Genomic DNA, 16,715 nt, shown 5'->3' on the forward strand with positions numbered 1-16,715 from the left:
TTATTTTGCCGGATGATCGAGTTTTTCTTTAATGGATTGTTTTAGTCGTTCGCACAAATCCAGATCCTGAATCATGTTGCCATCAGCGTCGCTGATGGAGAAAACGTCTTCCACCCGTTCCCCGAGCGTGGCAATGCGGGCGCTGTGAATCAGCACGTTGTGTTCAAGAAAGATGCGGCCCACTTCAGCCAGCAGGCCGGGGCGATCCAAAGCCACCAACTCCATTACCGTATGCTCATGTTCCAAATCATTGCTGATCACGACTTCAGGGGGGATGTTGAAGGCTTTCAACGCTCTTGGCATTCGTTTTTGAACAATATCAGGGAACTTGCTCGGGTCTTTTAATGCTTTACACAATTTGGCTTCGATCTGTTTGACGCGAGCCAGGTCGTCACCGATGGGGCTGCCGTTTTCTTCCAGAATGATGAAGGTGTCCAAACTGAAGTTATTGGTGGAGGTAATAATTTTAGCATCGGCAATGGTTAAATTTAATTGATCCAGTGCCGCCACAGTCGCCGCAAAGAGGTTGGCGGTATCCTTGGTGTAGATGAACAGTTCAGCAGCACCCTGAAAGTTGCGTTCATCCGATTTGCCAATGAACACCAGAGGTTCTTCCGGCTTCTTACGGGTCAGGATAGCTTCACTATGGCGGGCTACGTCCGCGAATGTTTCCCGCAGAAAATAGTCATCACCCAGCTGATCCCACAATTCCAGAACGGTGTCTTCATCAAAATTCCGATTCGACAATAATGCCAGCGCCCGTTCTTTGGTTTCTTCAATCCAGTCCTCACGGTTTCCCGGTCTTTTCAGGCCCCTACGCAATGCTCGGCGCGCCTCTGAATAAAGCTGCCGCAGCAGAGCAGAACGCCACCCATTCCATAGCTTCGGATTGGTCGCGCATATGTCCGCTACCGTAAGCGCATGTAGATAATCGAGGCGGGTGGAGTCTTCTACAATACTGGCGAATTCATGTATTACTTCGGGGTCGGATACGTCTTTTTTCTGAGAAGTGATCGACATCAAAAGATGGTTTTCCACCAGCCAGGACACCAGGTTGGCATCCCATTTACTAAGCCGGTGGTGAATACAGAACTCATAGGCATCGACCGACCCCAGCTCAGAATGATCACCGCCGCGGCCTTTTGCTAGGTCATGGAACAAGCCAGCGATATAGAGCAGCTCGATCTTGGGGATCCGGCTTACCACGTAATGGGCAATAGGGAAGTCTTTTTTTACTTCCTGATGGCGGAACATGCGCAGGTTTCGCAGCACATGCAGGGAGTGGGCATCCACTGTATAAATGTGGAAGAGGTCGAACTGCATCTGGCCAATGACCTGGCCGAATTCCGGAATGTAATTACCAAGGATGCCATACCGCTTCATCCGGTATAGCTGCGTATAGATTTTATTGGGCGAGCGCAGCAATTCCATAAAAAAAGATATATTACGGATGTCGTTACGGAAGTGCTCATCGACCAGGTGGCGATTATCCCGAATCAGGCGAATGGTCGAAGCGCGAATACCTTTGATTTCTTCTTTCTGTGCCAGAATCACAAACACCTCCAATAGAGCAGAGGGGATATGTTCAAACAGCTTGTCGTATTTGGCCTCTATATAGCCGTTACGCACCTGAAAACGCCTGTTAACCGGTTCAATAGAATCAGGCTCGTCGGCGCGCACAATCGCTTCGTCAAAATGCTGTAACAGCATGTCATTGAGCTGTGAAATGGAAAGCGCCACACGGTAGTAGCGCTTCATGAATTTTTCCACTGCGAGATTGGCGTTGCTGTCCCGGTAGCCAAGCATCTCAGCAACGGTACGCTGATACTCAAACAACAGCCGGTTTTCGCCACGACCAGTGATCAGGTGGAGCGCATACCGCACTTCCCACAAGAATAAATGCCCGGAATTAAGGATGTCGTATTCTTCGTTGGTAAGAAAGCCGTTACTGACCAAGTCACTCATGCGCCGGGCATCGAAATACCGCTTCGCCACCCAGCCGATATTCTGGATATCCCGCAGGCCTCCGGGCGCCCCTTTTATGTCCGGTTCCAGATTGAACTCTGTATTGCTGAATTTGTTATGCCGGGAAATTTGCTCTGACCACTTTGCCAGAAAAAAGGCTTTCGGGTCCCAGATATTGTCTGGTCCCGTGGCTTCGCGCATTTTTCTGCCAAGGTCGGGGTCACCCCAGATCGTGCGAGATTCCATTAAGTTGGTGGCGATAGTGATGTCGGCTGCGGCTAATTCTTTGCTTTGTTTAATGGAGCGAACGCTATGACCTACTTCCAGCCCGATATCCCACATCTGCGTCAGGAATGTTTCCAGATCAGTTTTATAGGACGCTCCGCTGTCGTCCTGGCGCAGCAGTATCATCAGGTCAATATCGGAGTGGGGATGGAGCTCGGCCCGTCCGTAGCCGCCCACGGCCAGTAAGGCAATGTCCGGGCTGCGGGAACAATCGAATTGCTGCCACAGTTTTTGCAACAGCTTGTCCATCACCCAGGCGCGCCGACGAATTATGAGCTTTATGTTTTCCATGCGCAGGAAACGTTCGTTCAGCAACGCATCCGCTTGCTCCATAGTTCGCTTGAACGCCATGGTTAAGGAGCCTTCGGTTTGCGCCAGCGCATCAAAGCGCTCAGCGTCGAACAGTTCGCTATCGTGTTTTAACTCGGTAACTAGTGGCGTTCGCATGTCGGCAGTTTACAGCCCGGTCTCTTCTGATCGCAAAGTCAGCACTTCGTATCCGTTCTCCGTAACCAAAATGGTGTGTTCCCACTGTGCTGAAAGTTTATGGTCTTTGGTGACAACGGTCCATTTGTCCGGCAGTAGTTTGGTATAGCGTTTACCGGCGTTGATCATGGGTTCGATGGTGAAAGTCATGCCCGCTTTTAATGTGGCACCGGTGTCTGCTTTGCCGTAGTGCAGCACTTGAGGTTCTTCGTGAAATATTTCACCGATTCCGTGGCCGCAGTATTCACGTACTACAGAAAAATGGTTGCTTTCGGCGTGCTGCTGAATGGCTGCGCCGATACTGCCGAGCTTCTCGCCGGGCTTGACCATTTTAATGCCCAGGTATAAGCACTCCTGGGTCACTTTGGTTAGCCGTTGTGCCTGAATAGACGCTTCACCCACAAAGAACATTTTACTGGTATCGCCATGAAAGCCATCTTTGATGACGGTAACATCGATGTTAATGATGTCACCTTTCTTTAATACTTTTTTCTCGCTGGGAATACCATGGCAAATGACATGATTAACCGAGGTGCAAACGGACTTGGGAAAGCCTTTATAATTGAGCGGCGCCGGAATCGCGTTTTGTTCATTCACGATATAGTCGTGACAAATCTTATCCAGCTCAGCGGTGGTGATACCTGCTTTGACATAGTCCCCGATCATTTCAAGGACTTCAGCAGCCAGGCGGCCGGCAACGCGCATCTTTTCAATCTGTTCCGGGGTCTTAATACTAATGCTCATGTGTGATTGATCGCTTTGAGACGGAAGTTGATTAGGCCAGGGTCAAAGGGCCCGAAATTGGCAAAGCTGCGTATTGTACATGGGGAATCCGGTTCAATATACCCCTTGTTGGCCTCCGCGGGTAGCCAGGAGGCTCGGCAATGGCGGTCTTGGGTTGGGCAAAATGAGGGCTTTTGGTTGTCCCGTGTGGCTGGTTATGGTATAAAGCGCCGCTCAATTGAAACCATAAACCACACATATACCGACACATGGATCAGGGTGCTTGAACAAGGCAAATAGCCATTCAGGTTGATTCATGGGGTATATGGAGGCTTAACCCGTTAAAAATCAGGAGTCTATATGACAACTCAAGTCAGCATGCGCGATATGTTGAAAGCTGGTGTTCACTTTGGTCACCAAACCCGTTTCTGGAATCCCAAAATGGGCGAATTCATTTTCGGCGCCCGTAACAAGATTCACATCATTAACCTGGAACAAACGGTTCCTGCCTTTAATGATGCCCTGACGTTCATCAATAAGCAGACGTCCCACAAAAACAAAATCCTGTTCGTCGGCACCAAGCGTGCTGCCAGCAAAATCATCCAGGAGCAGGCGCGCCGTGCCGGCATGCCCTACGTTAACCATCGCTGGTTAGGTGGCATGTTGACCAACTGGAAGACCATTCGCCAGTCCATTCGCCGACTGAAAGACCTGGAAGCGCAAAGCCAGGACGGCACCTTCGATAAGTTGACCAAGAAAGAAGCCTTGATGCGCACCCGTGAAATGGAAAAACTGGAGCGCAGCCTGGGCGGTATCAAGGATATGGGCGGCCTGCCCGACGCCTTGTTTGTAATCGACGTTGATCATGAGCGCATTGCGGTGACCGAAGCCAATAAGCTGGGTATTCCGGTTATCGGCATCGTTGATACCAACAGCAATCCGGATGGCATAGACTATGTCATTCCCGGAAATGACGACGCTATCAAAGCGATTCAGCTCTATGTTGAATCCATAGCTGACGCTTGTCTGGACGGAGCTGAATACGCGAAAACGACCGGTTCTGCTCCGGTTGAAGCCGACGGCTTTGTAGAAGTGGCTGAAGGTGGTGAAGCCGCCGCCGCTGCCACTAAGTAAGCCGTCACATAACAGCGTTATAACGTTCTTAAGCAGAACGTTCAGTGCAGGTTAGGTACAAAAGGGGGCCAGGCCCCCTTTTTCAAAAGCAAATCAGTATTAGCGCAATTTCAAATACCACCCATTCATAAAATTGGTAAGAGGATATTCTCATGGCTGTGACTGCTGCACAGGTAAAAGAACTACGTGAGCGCACCGGCTTGGGCATGATGGAATGTAAAAAAGCCCTGGTTGAAACCGAAGGTGACATTGATCTGGCAATTGATAATTTACGTAAATCCGGACAAGCCAAAGCGGCCAAGAAAGCGGGCCGTACCGCTGCAGAAGGCATTGTGATCGCCAAAGTGTCTGACGACGCAAAAACCGGCATACTGCTGGAAGTAAACAGTGAAACCGATTTCGTGGCTCGCGATGATAACTTTCTTAACTTCGCCAATCAGGTTGCGGCCCAGGTTCTGGCAACCAAAGAAACGGATATTGAAAAGTTATTGCAAGCACCTTACACCGAGGGCGGGGAATCCATAGAAACGGCGCGTTCCGCTTTGGTTCAGAAAATTGGCGAGAACATTCAGGTGCGTCGTGCTTACACGCTGGACGCCAGCGATGGTTTGGTCTCCGCATACGTTCACAGCGGTAAGATCGGTGTTCTGGTCTCGCTGAAAGGCGGCAACGACGAATTGGGTAAAGATGTCGCCATGCACGTGGCTGCTGCTAACCCGTTGGTAGTGGACCCGAGTCAGGTAGATCAGGCGACTTTGGACAAAGAACGTGAGATTTATAGCGCGCAAGCAGCGGATAGCGGTAAGCCCGCTGAGATCGTTGCGAAAATGGTGGAAGGCCGCGTTAATAAATTCCTCAAGGAAGTGAGCTTGGTGGATCAGCCTTTTGTTAAGGACCCCGATACCACAGTGGGCAAGCTGGTTAAGGGCGCAGGCGCTGAAGTGGCGGGTTTCATCCGCATTGAAGCCGGTGAAGGCATCGAGAAAGAAGAAGTGGATTTTGCCAGTGAAGTAATGGCACAAGCTCGCGGACAGTAAATCTCTTTTTAAGGCACCCATGGACTGCACGATACCTGCTCGGTATTATGCAGCACCATGGGTGCCTTTTGTTAGGGGCAGCTTTTGTAAAGGGGCAAGGGCAAGTGGTTTTGACGAGCCCTTAATCACTGTTTCAATTGGAGTTTTTAATGCCAGCGTCTGATCGTACTCCCAAGTATAAGCGTATATTGTTAAAGCTAAGCGGCGAAGCCCTGATGGGTGAGATGGAATTCGGTATTGACCCCAATGTCCTCGACCGGATGTCGCTAGAGATAGGTCAGTTAAGGGGGATTGGTGTTGAAGTTGGTCTGGTTGTCGGCGGAGGTAATTTATTTCGCGGCGCGGCACTGCAAAAAACCGGGCTTGACCGGGTTACCGGTGATCACATGGGTATGCTGGCCACGGTAATGAATGGCCTTGCCTTGCGGGATTCACTGGAGCGCGCCAATATTTCCACCACGCTGATGTCAGCGATTCAGATGAGCGGCGTGGTCGAGCATTATGACCGCCGCCGCAGTATGCGATTGTTGGGTAACGGTGATGTAGTCATATTTGCTGCAGGCACCGGCAACCCGTTCTTTACCACCGATTCCGCAGCCTGTCTGCGCGGCATTGAAGTAGAAGCCGATGCGGTCTTTAAGGCAACCAAAGTGGACGGCGTCTACGACTCCGACCCGGTGCTGAACCCGGAAGCGGTAAAATACAACCATTTAACCTATGACGATGTTCTGGAAAAGAAACTGGGCGTAATGGACCTGACTGCGATCTGCTTATGCAGGGATCACAACATGCCGGTCCGGGTATTCAATATGAACCAGCCTGGTTCGCTGCTGGCGGTAACGCTCGGCGGTAAAGACGGAACCATAATAGATAAGGGATAGAGTCCGTGATTAACGACATCAAGAAAGATGCAGAAACCCGCATGAAGAAGTCTTTGGAAGCACTCGAGACTGCTTTCAAGAAAGTTCGTACCGGCCGCGCTCATCCGAGCATTCTCGATAGTGTCATGGTGCCTTATTACGGTACACCCACGCCGTTGAAGCAGGTCGCCAACGTCACTATCGAAGATGGCAGAACCCTGGCTATCAGCGCCTGGGAACGGCACCTGATACCCGATATTGAAAAAGCCATCATGAAAGCGGATCTGGGTTTGAATCCGAGCAGCAATGGCGATTTCATCCGCGTACCGATGCCACCGCTGACCGAGCAAACCCGTAAAGAGATGACTAAAATCTGTAAGGCTGAAGCCGAACAGGGACGGGTTTCGGTACGTAATATCCGCCGTGATGCGAACAGCACATTGAAAGATCTGCTCAAAGAAAAAGAAATCAGTGAAGACGAAGAGCGTAAGGGTCAGGATGAAATCCAGAAGCTGACCGACAAGTACGTCGCCCTGATTGAAGAAATGCTGAAGCAAAAAGAAGCGGATCTAATGGAAGTTTAAGGCGTCTGCCGGAAATACACCTACGGGGCTACGGCCCCGTTTTTACGCCAGAGAGACATTGTGAAATCACACTCTTCAGCGCCAGATATTGATAACGGGGCAGGGTCTGTGCCTCGCCACATCGCCATCATTATGGATGGCAATAATCGTTGGGCCAAAAGTCGGGGTTTGCAGGGAGCCGAAGGGCACCGAGAAGGTGCGCGGGCGGTCAGGGCGACTGTAGAAAATTGTGCCCGTCTGGGTGTCGACGTGCTGACGGTTTATGCTTTCAGTAGTGAAAACTGGCGTCGCCCGGAAGCCGAAGTTTCTGCATTGATGAATTTGTTTCTGGAGGCATTAGCAGATGAAGTGCCGGATCTGCATCAGAATGGCATTCGCCTGCGCTTCATCGGTGATTTATCGGCCTTCAGCTCTGAGTTACAGGCTAAAATGCTGGAGGCGGTGCGTCTGACCGAAAAGAATACCGGTATGGTATTCGCCGTGGCGGTGAATTACGGTGGTCACTGGGATATTACAAATGCTTGCAAACAGCTGGCTGTGCTGGTGCAGGACGGTCGCCTCTCTGCAAAGAACATTGGCCCTGAGTTGTTGCAGTCGCATATGTCGTTGGGCGATTTGCCGTTGCCGGATCTGTGTATCCGTACCGGCGGTGAGCAACGCATCAGCAATTTCCTGTTGTGGCAGATAGCCTATGCCGAATTCTACTTTACCGAGTTGCTTTGGCCAGACTTCGATCAATCTGCGCTTGAAAAAGCCATTGCGGACTATAATGGCCGCCAGCGACGATTCGGTCGCACCAGCGAGCAAGTAGAGGCTAGTCAGCAATAATATGTTAAAGCAACGGATCGCAACCGCACTGGTATTATTGCCCCTGGTTCTAGGGGCAATTTTTTATTTAAGCACCCCTTGGTTCGCGCTGGCTATGGTCGCTCCGGTCGTGGTGGGTGGCTGGGAGTGGGCTAACATTATGGGCCTTAAAGAATCCGCCCAGCGCCTGGGGTACGCGCTTTTTATCGGTTTGTCCCTGGGCCTGGTTTATTGGTTGCATGCCGATTTTATTCTGTTGGCGAGCCTGTTCTGGTGGGTCACCGCCATTGTTCTGGTGAGTGCCTACCCCCGCAAAACCGAACTCTGGTCACCCATTGCGGTGACAGGGCTGATCGGTGTGTTGCTGTTCCTGCCGGCGTGGTGGGGGCTGGTGGTGCTACACCGCCAGGAAGGGGGGGCTTGGTGGTTACTGTATGCCCTGCTGCTGGTATGGGGCGCGGATACCGGAGCCTATTTCGCTGGCCGCGCGTTCGGAAAACGGAAACTGGCGCCCGATGTCAGCCCGGGAAAGACAATAGAAGGTTTGATCGGAGGGTTAGCCCTGACCTTGATCATCTCGATATGGGTCGCCCTGAAATCCCCGGTATTACAGAATGTCGGGTTGATGGGTTTCCTCATGGTCAGTATGGTGTCCGTTATCGGATCGGTATATGGTGATTTGGCAGAAAGCATGTTTAAGCGCCATCGTGGCATAAAAGACAGTAGTCAGATCCTGCCGGGGCATGGTGGGGTGCTGGATCGAATTGATAGCATCACAGCTGCAATCCCGTTGTTCGCGGGTGGAATGTTGCTGTTGGGAGCGTTCCATTAACAGGTTGAGTCTTTAAATGTCCGAGATAAAGTTGATTACCGTGCTGGGCAGCACAGGCTCCATCGGGGTAAATACACTCGATGTTATACAACGGCACCCCGACCGCTATAGCGTGTTTGCGCTTACGGCCAACACCAGTGTGGATGATTTGTTTGCGCAGGTGATGGCAACCGCTCCACGTTACGCGGTGATGCGGGATGAAGAGCGGGCGGCAGATCTGCGGAACCGATTACGTATGACCGGGTCTGAGACCGAGGTGTTATACGGCGAGGCCGGCTTGATCGAAGTGTCTGAACATCCGCAGTGCCACATGGTGATGGCCGCGATTGTGGGTGCTGCGGGGCTTTTGCCTACATTGGCCGCGGTAAAGTCCGGTAAGCGCGTGTTGTTGGCTAATAAAGAAGCGCTGGTGATGAGTGGCCAGATTTTTATGGCCGAGGTGGCCGGTAGCGGCGCTGAGTTACTGCCAATTGATAGCGAGCACAATGCCATTTATCAATGTATGCCGCTGGACTTTAGTCGCGGTTTGGCTGGTTCCGGGGTTTCTCGGATTTTGCTGACCGGTTCCGGCGGTCCATTTCGTGAGTTACCGCTGCAGGATTTTGAGCGTGTAACACCGGACCAGGCTTGCGCCCACCCGAATTGGTCAATGGGACGTAAAATTTCAGTCGATTCCGCTACCATGATGAACAAGGGGTTGGAATTTATAGAAGCCTGCTGGTTATTCAATGCCAACCCAGACCAAATCGATGTGGTGGTGCATCCGCAAAGCGTGATTCATAGCATGGTCGAGTATGTGGATGGCTCTGTACTGGCCCAAATGGGTAACCCCGATATGCGGACGCCTATCGCTTATGGCCTGGGATGGCCTGAACGGATTGAATCAGGCGTATCGCTGCTGGATTTGGTTAAAGTAGCCCGCCTGGATTTTCAGGCACCTGACCCGGTGCGGTTTCCCTGTTTAAAATTAGCCAAAGCAGTAATGCAGGAAGGCAAAACGGCTTCGGTCGTACTTAATGCAGCGAACGAAATCGTTGTGCAAGCATTTCTTGAGGGTAAAACCCGCTTTTCCTCAATTCCTGAGGTGATTGAGCAGGTATTGGAAACAGTTAGATTGGTGGATGCAGTGGATATTGATACTATTCTGGGTGCGGATGCCGAAGCTCGTGCGCTGGCCCGGGAATTTCTTCAGAGGCTCTCTGTCTAAAGAAACAGCGTCAAATCTATCAATGATACCCACTGTATATGCGTGTGAAACCGACAATAAGAAGAGGCTAATTTGTTCGATATTCTCCAAACCATACTCGCTTTTGTAATCACCCTGGGGCTGCTGATTTTTGTGCATGAATACGGCCATTTTTGGGTGGCGCGACGGTGTGGCGTCCGGGTATTGAAATTTTCTATCGGTTTCGGAAACCCGCTGCTCAAATGGAAAGATAAGCACGGGACCGAGTTCGTCATTGCCTCCCTTCCTTTGGGAGGCTTCGTCAAAATGCTGGGAGAGCCGGGAAGTGACGTACCGGAACACCAGAAAAGCATGGCTTTCATTCATAAAAGCGTATTCCAGCGATTTGCTATCGTTTCCGCCGGCCCCCTGGTCAATCTCGTCTTTGCCGTTCTTCTGTACTGGATTCTGTTTGTTTCCGGAGTGACCTCGCTTGCGCCCTATGTGGGCAAAGTTGAGCCTCAAAGCCAGGCTGCCAGTGCTGGTTTTCATTCGATGGATGAAATTCTGCAGGTGGACGGGAAGGATACGGAAAGTTGGGAAGACGTAACCATGGCGATGGTGTCGCTGATCGGCGAAAACGCCGAGGTCCGATTTACCGTGCGCCCGGAAAACAGTACCGCAACCGTTGAGCGGGTGGTTGAAATTCAGAACTGGATGCAGGGTCAGGAAAAAATACATCCAATGAAACTGTTGGGTATGGACCCCTATTTTCCGGAAGTACCGCCAGTGCTGGGTGAGCTGGTCCCCGACAAGGCGGCTCAGCGGCAGGGTTTGCAGAGTGGTGACCGGGTATTGGAAATCAATGGGGTTCCGATCAACACCTGGGAAGAGTGGGTCACTCTGATTCGTGCCAACCCCGGCACCGAAATGAACTTATTGATCGATCGTAACGGCAGTCAGATTACAATGCCCATCGTGCCGGATGAAATTGTCGGGCCAAATGACGAACACATCGGACAAATCGGGGCTCATCTGCCTGAAGAGTTAAGCAAATATCCGGACTTTATGCTGCGTGATCGTCAATATGGCCCGCTAGAGGCGCTACCCAAGTCGGTAGCGTATGCCTGGTCCAGAATAACCCTGACGTTGATGTCCATTGAGAAAATGATCACCGGAATGATCTCTTTGGAGAATTTAAGTGGTCCCATTACCATCGCCAAAGTCGCGGGCGATAGTGCCAGTTATGGCTTCGAAGCCTTTTTCAGCTTCATGGCCTATTTAAGTATCAGTCTGGGGGTGTTAAATTTGCTGCCCATTCCGGTGTTGGATGGTGGCCATTTGATGTTCTATCTGGTCGAAATGGTGAAAGGAAGCCCGGTTTCCGAAAAAGTTCAAGCGATCGGAAATGGCCTGGGGTTAAGCCTGTTGGTGATGTTTATGGGCCTCGCTTTTTATAACGATATTATGGGGCTGTAAGAAGCAGGACGCTTTTTAAGACCTCAATACTCTAATGACAGATTTGGACTGACTTTGACCTCTTTTGTACCTGATTTACATTCCTGCGGATTTGAACGTTAAATGAATCGATTTGCTGCCTTAGTGCTGTTGTGTTTGAGCTGTCTTACCACGAACATGGCGGTGGCTGACTCATTCAAAATAAAAGATATACGAATTGAGGGCTTACAGCGCATTTCCGCTGGGGCCGTTTTCAATGTGCTGCCGCTGCAGGTGGGTGATGAAGTGGATGCCGCTGCGTTGGCCCGCTCCACGCGGATTCTGTTCAAAACCGGAAACTTTCAGGATCTTACTCTGTTTGAAGATGACGATGTGCTGATCGTGCAGGTGAGTGAACGTCCTTCGATCAGCAGTATCGAACTGGATGGCAATAAATCGATCGAAACCGAAAACCTGATGGAAGGCTTGTCTCAGGCGGGTCTGAGTGAGGGCAGCGTATTTCAGCGGGCGACCCTGGATAAGCTTAAAGTGGAACTGGAGCGCCAGTACATTGCACAGGGCCGTTATGGTGCGAGAGTCGAGCCTGAAGTAAAGCCTTTGCCGCGCAATCGGGTGGCAATCAATATCAAGATAAAGGAAGGTGACGTCGCGACCATCTCCGGCGTCGATATTGTTGGCAACACCGTCTTCACAGATGAAGAGTTGGTGGAAGAATTCGAATTGAAAAAATCCCATATGTTTTCTTTCTTTAAAGGCGACGATAAATACTCCAGGGAGAAACTGTCTGGCGACCTTGAGAAGTTAACTTCGTATTACCAGGATCGCGGCTACGTCAATTTCCGCGTGGAATCGACGCAGGTATCGGTAACTCCGCAAAAATCAGAGGTGTATATTACGGTTAATATCTCTGAGGGTGAGCGTCACACCGTGAATGAGGTCAGAATCACCGGTGACCTGAAAGTGCCGGAAGCCGATTTGCGACGTTTGATATTATTGAAACCGGGACAAACTTTTTCACGACGCTTGGTCACGACTTCAAATGAATTGATATCCAAGCGGTTGGGTAACGAAGGCTACACGTTTGCCAATGTGAATGGTGTGCCGTCTTTATCCGAAAAGGGCGATAACACGGTGGACATTACCTTTTATGTGGACGCCGGAACCCGGGTGTATGTGCGCAGGATTAATTTTTTCGGCAACATGAAGACCCGGGATGAAGTATTGCGCCGGGAAATGCGACAAATGGAAGGAGCGTGGGCCTCCGGACAGTTGATCGAAAACTCCAAAGTACGACTTGAGCGCCTGGGCTTCTTTAAAGGGGTGACCATAGAAACACCCCGGGTTCCCGGTGAAGATGACCAGGTCGACGTCAATTACACGGTCGAAGAACAGCCCTCCGGTTCGATCGGTGCCAGTGTCGGCTATCAGCAGGGTACCGGCTTTGTGTTCGGCGCGAACCTGTCCCAAAGTAATTTCCTGGGCACCGGCAATCGGGTATCCATCGCGGCTAACCGAAGTGATATCCGTAACACGGTAAGCTTCTCGTTTATGGATCCGTATTACACCATTGATGGCGTATCCCGTGGTTATTCCCTGTTTTATCAGGAAACGGAAATTGACAGTAACGATATTATTTCCAACTGGGCGTCGGATCGCTTGGGAGGAAATATCAACTTTAGTTACCCCACTAGCGACATTTCACGAATCAATTTTGGTGTTGGCTTTGAAAATGTTACTGTTTATGCGAGTCAGCAGTCGCCGATACAGGTGTGGGAGTTGGTTGGATACGATCTGAGGGACTACCGTTTTAACGGCGAGACCACGCAATCCAAGGAATTCCTGAATTTCCCATTAACGGCCGGCTGGTCGATTAGTACACTGAACAGAGGGGTTTTTGCGACCCGCGGATCATCCCACTCACTTTCTGCCACCGTGACATCGCCTGGCAGTGATCTGGAGTATTACCGGCTTACCTATCAGGCGCAGAAGTACTTCCCGATCAGCAACGATTGGACTTTCCGGCTGCGCACCGAAATTGGATTCGGTAACGGTTTCGGTAATGCAGATCAGATACCGTTTTATGATAATTATTATGCTGGTGGCTTCGGCTCGATCCGGGGTTATGAGGACCGCTCATTGGGACCACGCGAGACGCAGTCCCCCTATGATTTCGGTACAGCCAGAGCGATCGGTGGTAATTTGCTGACGGAAGGTAGCGCGGAATTCATTTTTCCAATGCCGTTCGTGAAAGACTCACGTTCATTCCGCACTATGTTCTTTATTGACGCAGGTAACGTTTTTGATACGCATCGTGAAGAATATGAGTTTGAGTTCGATCAATTGCGCATGTCTGCCGGTATCGCTTTGTCCTGGATAACAGGAATCGGTCCGCTGTCTTTCAGTTTGTCCAAAGCGTTTAACGATCAGGAGGGCGACGACGTGCAAACGTTCCAGTTCTCACTTGGGCAGCCATTTTAACGTTTAGAAAAGTGACGAGGTTAGAAAGTGAATAAAATTAAAATTACATTGGTGGTGTTGGTTGCGCTTTTGTCGCAGGTCGCGGTTGCTGCAGATTCTCCTAAAATCGCGGTGCTCGATACCCGGCGTGCTATTATTGAATCCGATGAAGGTCGCAAAAGAGCCGCCGCCCTGGAAGATAATTTTTCCTCGGATAAGGCAGCAATCGAAGCGCTGCAGAAAAAAGGCGCGGCCATTGAAGAGCGTTACAAGAAAGACAGCGCAGTGATGGCGAAAGACGAAAAAAGCAAAATTCAGAAAGAGTTGTCTGATATTGGCAGCGAATTTGAATTTAAGGTGACCAAACTGCAGAAAGACGTGCAAGCGGCTCAGCAACAAATTTTTAAAGATCTGTCAAAGGACTTTGAAGCAGCTGCAAAAGCGGTGTTGGATGAGCAAAAGTTTGATATCGTGCTGCGTAGAGAAGCTTTGATGATCGTGACGCCGGAATACGATATAACCGATCAGGTTATTAAAAAGATGAATTCAAAATAGCGAGAGGTTATTGCCCGTGGTGAAAACGGCTTGGAATCTGACTGAGCTGGCTCAGTATCTGGGAGTAGAGCTGCTGGGGAATGCCTGCCATGAAGTGTCACGGGTTGCTACGCTTGGGCAAGCCGGACCCGGTGACCTCACATTTCTATCCAATCCCCTTTATAAAACCCAATTACAGTCGACCGGGGCAACCGCGGTGATACTGCACCCCGCCATGGCAGACGAATGCCCGGTGTCAGCATTGGTCACGGAGAGCCCGTATCTGGTCTACGCCACTGCGTCACACCTGTTTGACCGGCGTCCACAACCTTCCGCCGGTGTGCATCCGACAGCATGGGTTGCCGATGATGTCGAGTTAGGTGAAGGATGCCGTATTGGCGCACATTCCGTTTTGGAATCCGGGTGTAGATTGGGCGCAAACGTTGAGGTCGGCTCCGGCTGCGTCATCGGGGCCCAGTCAAAAATCGGAAACGATTGTGTGCTCCACGCGAACGTGACCTTTTATCATAACGTCCGTGTCGGTGACCGCTGCCGATTTCACAGTGGCGTGGTGGTTGGCGCCGATGGGTTCGGGTTTGCCAATGAACAGGGTCGCTGGGTGAAAATTGCTCAGCTTGGCGGTGTCGCCATCGGTAACGATGTGGAAGTGGGCGCGAATACCACGATAGACCGTGGAGCGATCCAGGACACCCTGATTGGTAACGGCGTCATACTCGATAACCAAATCCAGATCGCGCACAATGTCGAAATCGGGGAGGGTACCGCAATCGCTGGTTGTACCGGCATTGCAGGCAGCACCCGCATCGGAAAATACTGTACTATTGCCGGTGCGGTTGGCATTGCCGGGCACCTTGAGATTGCAGATCGTGTACATCTCACCATGCGGAGCGCTATTACTAAAAGCATTACAGAACCGGGGTCATATTCATCGGGAACAGCAATGTCCAAGACCGGTGTGTGGCGTAAAAATGCCGCCCGGTTCCGGCAGCTGGATGAAATGGCACGCAGGATTCAAAAACTCGAAAAGCAGATTCAGGGCCGTGATCAATCGCCTGATTGATTTATATCATGTTACGTTTAATGCGGTGATTTGTTTCTGGATTGTCCCTAAGCTAGTGATTTAAAATGAGATAAATTCCAACTATTGAACTATGATGAATTTAAACGAAATCCAATCAATCCTTCCCCACCGGGCCCCTTTTCTGCAAGTAGACAAAGTCTTAGAACTGGTGGAAGGGGAATATATTCTGGCCGTTAGAGGCATATCCAATAACGAGCCGATGTTTCAAGGGCACTTTCCGGGCAACCCTATATTTCCGGGCGTCCTGATTATCGAAGCCATGGCGCAGACGGCAGGTTTATTAGCTTTTAAAACCATGGGTAGCAAAGCTACGGAAAATAAAGCCTACGTGGTAGCCGGTGTGGATAATGCAAAATTTCGCCGGGTTGTCTTACCGGGTGACCAGTTAAAAATCAGGGCTACCATTAAAGGCCACAAGCGCACTATTTGGAAATTCCTGGCAGTGGCGATGGTGGATGATGTCGAAGTAGCCAGTGCTGAAATTACGTGTGCTGAAAAGGATTTATAGATTGATCCATCCTCAAGCAGTTGTCGACCCTAAAGCGAATCTGGCTTCAGATGTAGAAGTGGGTCCGTTTACCTATATAGGCCCCGGCGTGGAAATCGGCGCGGGTACCGTCGTGCATTCCCATGTGTGTATAAAGGGGCCGACAAAGATAGGTAAGCGAAACCGAATCTTTCAGTTCGCTTCGGTTGGGGAAGACTGCCAGGATAAAAAGTACAAGGGTGAACCCACTACCCTGGAAATCGGGGATGATAACCAGATCCGGGAAAGCTGCACCATTCACCGGGGTACCATTCAGGACGAAGGTATCACTCAGATCGGCAGCGGTAATCTTTTCATGGCGTATACCCATGTGGCCCACGATTGCCGAATCGGAGACAATAATATTTTTGCCAATAACGCCTCTGTTGCCGGGCACGTCCATGTTGCACACGATGTGATTTTGGCTGGTTTTGCCGGCGTGCATCAATTCTGTCGTATCGGGGCCTACAGTATGCTGGGTTTAGGCACGCTAACGGGCAAAGATGTGCCCGCTTTCGTCATGGCCATCGGTAATCCTGCCAAACCGTCCGGTATGAATTTTGAGGGTATGCGGCGACGCGGGTTTCCGAAAGAATCGATACGGGTTCTGCGTGAAGCCTATAAAACCGTGTACATGCGCGGGCAACGGCTGGAACAGGCGATATTGCAGCTCGAAGCCTTGCCCCATGACGACCTCCTGCAGTTATTTATCGAATCCATCAAGTCATCCGAACGTGGCATAGTCCGCTAAAACTGGGGG

Annotated in this window: 15 protein-coding genes; 13 read left to right on the top strand and 2 right to left on the bottom strand. The window is 50.7% G+C overall.

The window, feature by feature from the left end; translation table 11 throughout:
- Positions 1 to 2,697: a [protein-PII] uridylyltransferase gene (locus tag FT643_RS11315; protein ID WP_156871519.1), complete on the bottom strand. Its 2,697-nt coding sequence runs from the start codon at positions 2,695 to 2,697 to the stop codon at positions 1 to 3.
- Between the two features lie 9 nt (positions 2,698 to 2,706).
- Entirely contained in the window at positions 2,707 to 3,480 is a 774-nt protein-coding gene (gene map, locus FT643_RS11320) for a type I methionyl aminopeptidase (RefSeq protein ID WP_156871520.1), read from the bottom strand.
- 339 nt (positions 3,481 to 3,819) lie between these two features.
- Between map and rpsB the strand changes: the two genes are divergently transcribed.
- The 13 genes from rpsB to lpxA all read left to right on the top strand — a co-directional run bounded on the left by rpsB (position 3,820) and on the right by lpxA (position 16,706).
- A complete protein-coding gene (rpsB, locus tag FT643_RS11325; RefSeq protein WP_156871521.1) occupies positions 3,820 to 4,593 on the top strand; it encodes a 30S ribosomal protein S2 in 774 nt (257 codons plus the stop codon).
- A 152-nt stretch (positions 4,594 to 4,745) separates the two neighbouring features.
- Positions 4,746 to 5,630, top strand: coding sequence for a translation elongation factor Ts (gene tsf, locus FT643_RS11330; protein ID WP_156871522.1), 885 nt, complete (start codon positions 4,746 to 4,748; stop codon positions 5,628 to 5,630).
- A gap of 149 nt (positions 5,631 to 5,779) precedes the next feature.
- Positions 5,780 to 6,511, top strand: coding sequence for a UMP kinase (gene pyrH / locus FT643_RS11335; RefSeq protein ID WP_156871523.1), 732 nt, complete (start codon positions 5,780 to 5,782; stop codon positions 6,509 to 6,511).
- Positions 6,512 to 6,516: 5 nt separating this feature from the next.
- The gene (frr, locus tag FT643_RS11340; RefSeq protein WP_317622006.1) at positions 6,517 to 7,074 is read left to right on the top strand and encodes a ribosome recycling factor; all 558 of its coding nucleotides are present in this window, start codon (positions 6,517 to 6,519) and stop codon (positions 7,072 to 7,074) included.
- A 60-nt stretch (positions 7,075 to 7,134) separates the two neighbouring features.
- Complete coding sequence (uppS, locus tag FT643_RS11345) at positions 7,135 to 7,902, top strand: polyprenyl diphosphate synthase (protein ID WP_317622007.1); 768 nt, start codon at positions 7,135 to 7,137, stop codon at positions 7,900 to 7,902.
- Between the two features lies 1 nt (position 7,903).
- On the top strand, positions 7,904 to 8,713 hold the full coding sequence (locus tag FT643_RS11350) for a phosphatidate cytidylyltransferase (protein WP_156871524.1): 810 nt from the start codon (positions 7,904 to 7,906) through the stop codon (positions 8,711 to 8,713).
- Positions 8,714 to 8,729: 16 nt separating this feature from the next.
- Positions 8,730 to 9,920: a 1-deoxy-D-xylulose-5-phosphate reductoisomerase gene (gene ispC, locus FT643_RS11355; RefSeq protein ID WP_156871525.1), complete on the top strand. Its 1,191-nt coding sequence runs from the start codon at positions 8,730 to 8,732 to the stop codon at positions 9,918 to 9,920.
- 72 nt (positions 9,921 to 9,992) lie between these two features.
- Positions 9,993 to 11,357 (top strand): RIP metalloprotease RseP, encoded by a 1,365-nt coding sequence (gene rseP, locus FT643_RS11360; RefSeq protein ID WP_156871526.1) that lies wholly within the window; start codon positions 9,993 to 9,995, stop codon positions 11,355 to 11,357.
- A gap of 102 nt (positions 11,358 to 11,459) precedes the next feature.
- On the top strand, positions 11,460 to 13,814 hold the full coding sequence (gene bamA / locus FT643_RS11365) for an outer membrane protein assembly factor BamA (protein WP_198043498.1): 2,355 nt from the start codon (positions 11,460 to 11,462) through the stop codon (positions 13,812 to 13,814).
- A 27-nt stretch (positions 13,815 to 13,841) separates the two neighbouring features.
- Positions 13,842 to 14,348 (top strand): OmpH/Skp family outer membrane protein, encoded by a 507-nt coding sequence (locus tag FT643_RS11370; RefSeq protein WP_156871527.1) that lies wholly within the window; start codon positions 13,842 to 13,844, stop codon positions 14,346 to 14,348.
- 19 nt (positions 14,349 to 14,367) lie between these two features.
- Entirely contained in the window at positions 14,368 to 15,408 is a 1,041-nt protein-coding gene (lpxD, locus tag FT643_RS11375; protein ID WP_411267811.1) for a UDP-3-O-(3-hydroxymyristoyl)glucosamine N-acyltransferase, read from the top strand.
- A 91-nt stretch (positions 15,409 to 15,499) separates the two neighbouring features.
- Positions 15,500 to 15,937 carry a 3-hydroxyacyl-ACP dehydratase FabZ gene (fabZ, locus tag FT643_RS11380; RefSeq protein ID WP_156871529.1) on the top strand — a complete coding sequence of 146 codons (438 nt, stop codon included), beginning with the start codon at positions 15,500 to 15,502 and terminating at the stop codon, positions 15,935 to 15,937.
- A gap of 1 nt (position 15,938) precedes the next feature.
- Positions 15,939 to 16,706: an acyl-ACP--UDP-N-acetylglucosamine O-acyltransferase gene (gene lpxA / locus FT643_RS11385; RefSeq protein WP_156871530.1), complete on the top strand. Its 768-nt coding sequence runs from the start codon at positions 15,939 to 15,941 to the stop codon at positions 16,704 to 16,706.
- The last annotated feature ends 9 nt before the right edge of the window (positions 16,707 to 16,715 follow it).

The sequence above is a fragment of the Ketobacter sp. MCCC 1A13808 genome, from assembly GCF_009746715.1.
Lineage (GTDB): Bacteria > Pseudomonadota > Gammaproteobacteria > Pseudomonadales > Ketobacteraceae > Ketobacter.